Annotated in this window: 9 protein-coding genes; all 9 read right to left on the bottom strand. The window is 63.1% G+C overall.

Going from position 1 to position 5,264, the window contains the following annotated elements:
• Nucleotides 1–127: 127 nt before the first annotated feature.
• Nucleotides 128–442, bottom strand: a complete 315-nt coding sequence (locus M2A_RS16795; protein WP_045449897.1) for a hypothetical protein — start codon at nt 440–442, stop codon at nt 128–130.
• Nucleotides 439–786 carry a TrbC/VirB2 family protein gene (locus M2A_RS16790; protein ID WP_045449895.1) on the bottom strand — a complete coding sequence of 116 codons (348 nt, stop codon included), beginning with the start codon at nt 784–786 and terminating at the stop codon, nt 439–441. Before M2A_RS16790 ends, M2A_RS16795 begins: the two co-directional genes overlap by 4 nt.
• An 11-nt stretch (nt 787–797) precedes the next feature.
• Entirely contained in the window at nt 798–1,235 is a 438-nt protein-coding gene (gene traM, locus M2A_RS17660) for a conjugal transfer transcriptional regulator TraM (protein WP_052379583.1), read from the bottom strand.
• Between the two features lie 4 nt (nt 1,236–1,239).
• A complete protein-coding gene (locus tag M2A_RS16780; RefSeq protein WP_045449894.1) occupies nt 1,240–1,983 on the bottom strand; it encodes a nucleotide-binding protein in 744 nt (247 codons plus the stop codon).
• A gap of 17 nt (nt 1,984–2,000) precedes the next feature.
• The gene (locus tag M2A_RS16775) at nt 2,001–2,255 is read right to left on the bottom strand and encodes a hypothetical protein (protein WP_045449893.1); all 255 of its coding nucleotides are present in this window, start codon (nt 2,253–2,255) and stop codon (nt 2,001–2,003) included.
• Entirely contained in the window at nt 2,252–2,506 is a 255-nt protein-coding gene (locus tag M2A_RS16770; RefSeq protein ID WP_045449892.1) for a hypothetical protein, read from the bottom strand. The genes M2A_RS16775 and M2A_RS16770 overlap by 4 nt, the downstream gene beginning before the upstream one ends.
• Entirely contained in the window at nt 2,503–2,946 is a 444-nt protein-coding gene (locus M2A_RS18100; RefSeq protein ID WP_156101813.1) for a TraK family protein, read from the bottom strand. The genes M2A_RS16770 and M2A_RS18100 overlap by 4 nt, the downstream gene beginning before the upstream one ends.
• Nucleotides 2,947–3,153: 207 nt before the next feature.
• Nucleotides 3,154–4,467 carry a flavin monoamine oxidase family protein gene (locus M2A_RS16765; protein WP_156101812.1) on the bottom strand — a complete coding sequence of 438 codons (1,314 nt, stop codon included), beginning with the start codon at nt 4,465–4,467 and terminating at the stop codon, nt 3,154–3,156.
• A 162-nt stretch (nt 4,468–4,629) separates the two neighbouring features.
• On the bottom strand, nt 4,630–5,264 hold a 635-nt coding region (locus M2A_RS16760; protein ID WP_045449890.1), incomplete at its 5' end, for an efflux RND transporter permease subunit.

Below are 5,264 nucleotides of genomic sequence, written 5' to 3'. Positions count from 1 at the left end.
AGCGCCAGCTCGTCCTGCAGCCAGTCCTGCCTGATATCGCCGAGCATGAGCTTGCGTGTGGCAGGGACAGCCAGGGCCGCCGCCCCGCCTGCCATGAGGCCCGTCGTGATCACCTGGGGCCAGATCGTCATGCCTGCCCCCTTGAGATCCGTCCTCCGGCAATGAGGACGCGGGCCTCGCCCTTGCCCGCCCAGAAGCGGGTGGCAAGGAGCAGATCCCGGTCGAAGAAGGGATTGGCGCGGGTGGCGCGCAGGCACAGGAACCAGAGCGCGACAAAGACCGCCCCGGCCAGGGGCAGGGTGAGCGCGATCACATCGAGCACCACGGTGATTGCCGCCGTTACGCCTGCGCTGCCTGCGGCGATCACCACAAGCGGCAGCGCAAGCCCGAGCACGCCCGGCTGGCGCTGGGACTGGACGAGGACGGCGCTCGCGGCCTTCATTGCACGCTCTCCAGAAGCGTGCGGATCATGGTGGGGCCGGTCATGACCAGGAGCCCGCCGATCAGGATCATGCCGAACTTGGTCCAGTCGATCCGGGCGGTGACGGCGCCCCACATGCCATAGGCAATGACGCCGATCCCGATCAGCACCACGCCGATCTTTACCAGACCGCTTTCCAGTACCTCCATGAGACCGGTGGCCGGCTCTTCCCAGCCAGAGCCCGTCGATTGCGCCAGCGCGGGGACAGCGGTGATGCAGAGGACGACAAGGGAAGAGATCGAGAGAGCGATAAGGTGGTCCGCGAGCGCTTTATGGGGCTTGGGGCGGATAATGGGGCGGGTCATGGAGGTCTCCTTTAGATGACAAGCACCGACAGCACGCCGAGCGCGCAGCCGAGGGCTGCAAAGTTGATGAGGGTGAGAAGGCGCTGGGCCTTCAGGGTCTGTTTTAAGTGAGCAAGGGTCTTGCCCGAGAGCCGCTCCGCCTCGTGGATCGTGGCGAGGCGCTCACGCACGGCGTCATTGAGGGCATCCGCTTCCAGATCGCCGATGATGAGGCGAACCTCGTCGCAGAGATCCTTCGTGATCTTCTCCACGTTCTCCGAGAGCTGGCGCTTATGCCCGTCAAGCAGACGGGCATACTCATCGAGGGCCACCTTGTGGATCGTGTGCAGCATCAGGATCGGGTCGTTCTGATCGACCGTCACCTGATGCACTTTCCACAAGTAAGCGCGGAGCTCCTCAAGGGAGTCCATGGTCAGCGGCGGCGGGGGCGGGGTGTCGAGGACGCTCATGGGATCACAGCACCGCCTGGTCCATGGCGCCGTGAATGGCCTTCCAGCTCATCTTGAGCCGCTGGCGGGCCATGAGCGGGAAGTCCAGATGTTGCGTCGCCTCCTCAAAGGTGAGGCGCGCCCGCATCATCTGCTCGATGTCATGGCCGAAGGTCTCTTTGCGGACCTCCGGCAGCCGGACCAGGGCATGGATGCGGGACTTGCTGCGCTTGTAGAGCCCGGACTGTTCGAAGCTCTGGATCTCCCCGTCGCCATTGCGGCTCTCGATGCGCCCAAAATACTCGTTCAGCCAGACCACGACAGGAACATCGGGCACGTACTTGAGAAGCTGGGAGAAGCCCTGCAGCGTGTCATTAAGGGCCTGGCCGCCGGTCAGCACCGTATGGAGGCGCACCTCATGGCCCGCGCCCGTGATCATCTCCAGGGCTTGAGACTCGACCATATAGCCCAGCAGTGGCAGGAAGGTGGAGGCACCATTGTCGATGACAACGGTCGCATCTTCCTCTGCCGTCATGATCTTCTCGACCAGGGCATCGAAGTAACGCGGGTTCAGCTCATCGGCCCGCTCCCCGAGCCGGACGATCTCCGCCTCAAAAGCCTTGTAGCCGGCAAAGGTCCGGTTCACCGGATCCGTGTCGTAGCAGGCAAGCTTTGCCTTCTTCTCCAGGTAGTACTGAGCGAGCAGCGAAGAGACGAAGCTCTTGCCGACGCCCCCCTTGCCTTGCAGTGCCATATTAATCAGCGCCATTAATCAGGTCTCCTTCTCTAGCGGGTGGCGGCAATGGTCTGCCGCCCGGATTGCGCGGGGGCGCGCCCCTCGCGCTGGTGGCGGGTGAACATGGTCTCTTCGGCCTGTTTGAGACCGTTCAGAAAGGCGTGGATGCATTCGCGGAAGGCATGAGCCCAATCGTCGGTGAGCTCATCGCAGTGCAGCACTCCGTCCTCTTGCACCTGGATGCGGATGCCGCGCGTCTCGCGCGTCAGTTCAATCGTGACCTTGGCCGGATCGTTCAAGCTCATGCGCCGTCTCCATCGATGTCAGCGGGGGAAAGGGGGAGCGGCAGCGCCGCTACAAGGCGGTAGTCGCGGGCAACGGCGGCGCGGCCCATAAGCGACGTCTGGCCGATCGCGTCCGAGATCCGCCAGCCGCCCAGCCGGTTGTAGAAACCCAGCCGCATGGCGCCGTCGCTGCGGCGCTGCAGCCAGTGCCAGCCGTCGCAAGGTGTGCCGCCAAGAGAGGCGAAGGCGCTGAGCTCGATCACATTGCTCATGACGCGGCCTCCGGGTCCTTCAGAGGCTTGCCGTCCCAAACGTCCGGATCAACATCGGCTGTGGAGTTGGAGGCGTACGAGGCATCGCGAGAGACCGGCATGCGGTTGAATGCAGCATCCGCGATGCGCGGGCCGTCGGTCTCTGGGGCGGATGCGGATGAAGGGTGCGTGCTGCGCGGGGTGCGCGGCTCTGGTGCCCTGGCGTGGCGGGTGGTGTTCGCTGATTGCGGTCGGGCCGGATCGCGGTCGCGGATGGCTTCGGAACGGAGACGATTGACGTGTACATAGAATGCGGTGTGCCCTATGGACAATCGTCCGCATGCGAGCAATTCGTCATAAACTTTCTTTAAGGTGTATCCACGTGCAAGCAGCTCCGAGATTTCTTCTCGCAGTGCATGAACTTCAACACGTGCTTGTCCCCATTTGGTGACCATGTCCATTTCCACCTGTCGCGCTCAACCTTGACGCGACTCGGAAACTCGTGGTCTTTATCTGAGGGACGGTGCGACCGAGAGGTTCTATCCGTTGATGGATAACTGAAACTCAGGTGCGCCCCCGCAACCAAAAACGCCGTTTGCCCTGCCGGGTGAGCGGCGTTTGCCTTTTGGGGCGATGGTTTGGTGATGGGGGGTTTTTGCTCCTGCCTTTCAGCCGGAAAGAATGGCTTCTGCCACCTGCTCGCCTGAGAGAAGGGCGCCGTGGGCGGTGCCGAAATAGTCAGCCATGGTTGCTTCCCCGGCAAACCAGAGCTGGCCCTCCCATTCGGCGCCAAAGAGCGCGCGGCGGGTGGTGCCGTTTGTGCCGACCGCATTGAAGCTGTAGCTGCCGAGGCTGAACGGGTCCTTGCCCCAGCGGGTTATTTGTGCGCCGCGCGGTGCGGGAAAACGCGTGCCGAACATGGCCTTCAATGCCGTGTGGGCGGAAGCGACCGTATCGCGGTCGCTCAAGCTTTCAGTTTCTGCGGCCTGATCGCCCGCATTGAACCCCATGAGAACCGGCACGCCGAGGCTTGGCGAGAGCGAGACCCATTCCGCCCAAAGACCGGGCGGCTCGCCCAGCCAGCCGATCCAGTCGGGGCCCTCCGGCCAGTGGATTTTATCGAATCTGAGAAGGCATTTGTTGAGGAGTCCCATGCCCAAATTTTCGATCGCGCTCTGACGGGCGGGGGCAAGCGGGGCGGCGAAGTGGATGCCGCCGGCGGCAAGCACGCCGAGCGGCAGCGTGCAGATGATCTGCCCGGCATCGAGATGCGTGCCATCCGCGAGCGCTACCCGGCTAGGGGCGATACCGGTCACTTCGCTTTCAAAGCGGATATCGAGGCCTTGGGCCAGGTGAGCGGCAAGCTGGCCAAAGCCGCCGGGCAGGAGCGCATCCGGCCCGGAGAATGTCTCATCTTCATCGCCGTACCAAGCCGAGAGCTGGCGCGCGGGTGCCCCATATTCATGTTCAAGCGTGCTGTTGACGAGATATTGCACCAGGCGGCGTTCCTCAGCCGAAGCGCTACGCCAACCCGGCGATGCCTCAAGCGCATCGGCAACTGAGATGTCGTGTTCGCGCTTGCCTGCCATCTCAAGGGCGCGGCGTAAAATCGTTTCCGCTTGTTGGAGGCCGTGGCGGTGGGGGATGACGTCAGGCCCGAGAAGGAGGGAGGAGCTGTAACTTGTCTGCGCTAGCTTTGCTCCTGCTGCGCGCGCAAGGGCGCTGAGAGGGTTGCCGTATATCCCATGGATCCAGCTTGCACCGAGATCGACGGACATATCCGGCCAAAGGCGCGAGGTATGGAGGCGGCCCCCGATTCTGGCGCGCGCTTCAAGGACGAGAACTTTGTGCCCCGCGCTTGTCAGCACCCGGGCCGCGGCAAGGCCGGCGAGCCCGGCGCCAATGATGAGGGTGGGCGCGGCAGGACGGGGGGCCGCCCGCACCCGGCTGCCTGCGGCGGCCAAAAGGCCGGCCGCACTCATGTGTGCGATAATCCGCCGCCGGTCTTCCCGCAATGCCGGTGTTCTGCTCATCTTTAGAGAAATTCTATGCCGAGGGCGCCGGGAATGGCAGCGATTATTGCCTGGACCTCTTTGATATGAGAGCGGTGCGGCGCGGGCCGTTCATTCAAGCGCCCTTGCACGCTAGGCTCTTTCAGCTCTACTGCCATGCCAGAGCGTATAGATTGACGGGATGACAATGAGCGCCAGTGCCGTGGCGCTTAAAATGCCGCCGATCATAGGTGCGGCGATCGGCGCCATGACTTCGGTTCCCGTGCCGTTAAAGAGCATGACCGGTAGAAGCCCGGCTATAACCGTCAGGAAGGTCATGACGATCGGGCGCAAGCGCCGCAACGCGCCCTGGCGGATGGCGTTTTCCACCTCTTCGCGTGAGGGGGCGCGGCCCTCGTTCAACGCAAGTTCACGCAAGGCCTTCAGCTCCTGCCTCAGATACATGATCATCAGCACGCCCACCTCGATGGCAACCCCTGCCAGCGCAATGAATCCGACTGCCACGGCGACAGAGAGGTTGTATCCCAGAAGGTCGATCAGCCATAAGCTGCCCACCAAGGCGAAGGGCAGGGTGCCCATGATGATCAGCACGTCCCGGACATCCTTGAAGGCAAAATAAAGCAGCATGGCGATGATGAGCACCATAACGGGCCCCAGCAGCATCAGCCGTTCCTGTGCCCGCAAGAGATACTCATACTGCCCGGACCAGGAGATGGAATAACCGGCGGGCAGGTCGAGTGCGCCGTTTACCGCTTCCTTCGCATCGG

Origin of the sequence: Tepidicaulis marinus, assembly GCF_000739695.1 — a bacterium.
GTDB classification, from domain to species: Bacteria; Pseudomonadota; Alphaproteobacteria; order Parvibaculales; family Parvibaculaceae; genus Tepidicaulis; species Tepidicaulis marinus.
This window is presented reverse-complemented; position numbering and strand designations above follow the sequence as displayed.

What these genes read in the sequence shown, in the direction of transcription:
- M2A_RS16780 (WP_045449894.1), bottom strand. Translation starts at nt 1,983, where the DNA reads ATGGCGCTGATTAATATGGCACTGCAAGGCAAGGGGGGCGTCGGCAAG.
- traM (WP_052379583.1), bottom strand. Translation starts at nt 1,235, where the DNA reads ATGAGCGTCCTCGACACCCCGCCCCCGCCGCCGCTGACCATGGACTCC.
- M2A_RS16775 (WP_045449893.1), bottom strand. Translation starts at nt 2,255, where the DNA reads ATGAGCTTGAACGATCCGGCCAAGGTCACGATTGAACTGACGCGCGAG.
- M2A_RS16795 (WP_045449897.1), bottom strand. Translation starts at nt 442, where the DNA reads ATGAAGGCCGCGAGCGCCGTCCTCGTCCAGTCCCAGCGCCAGCCGGGC.
- M2A_RS16765 (WP_156101812.1), bottom strand. Translation starts at nt 4,467, where the DNA reads ATGAGTGCGGCCGGCCTTTTGGCCGCCGCAGGCAGCCGGGTGCGGGCG.
- M2A_RS16790 (WP_045449895.1), bottom strand. Translation starts at nt 786, where the DNA reads ATGACCCGCCCCATTATCCGCCCCAAGCCCCATAAAGCGCTCGCGGAC.
- M2A_RS18100 (WP_156101813.1), bottom strand. Translation starts at nt 2,946, where the DNA reads ATGGACATGGTCACCAAATGGGGACAAGCACGTGTTGAAGTTCATGCA.
- M2A_RS16770 (WP_045449892.1), bottom strand. Translation starts at nt 2,506, where the DNA reads ATGAGCAATGTGATCGAGCTCAGCGCCTTCGCCTCTCTTGGCGGCACA.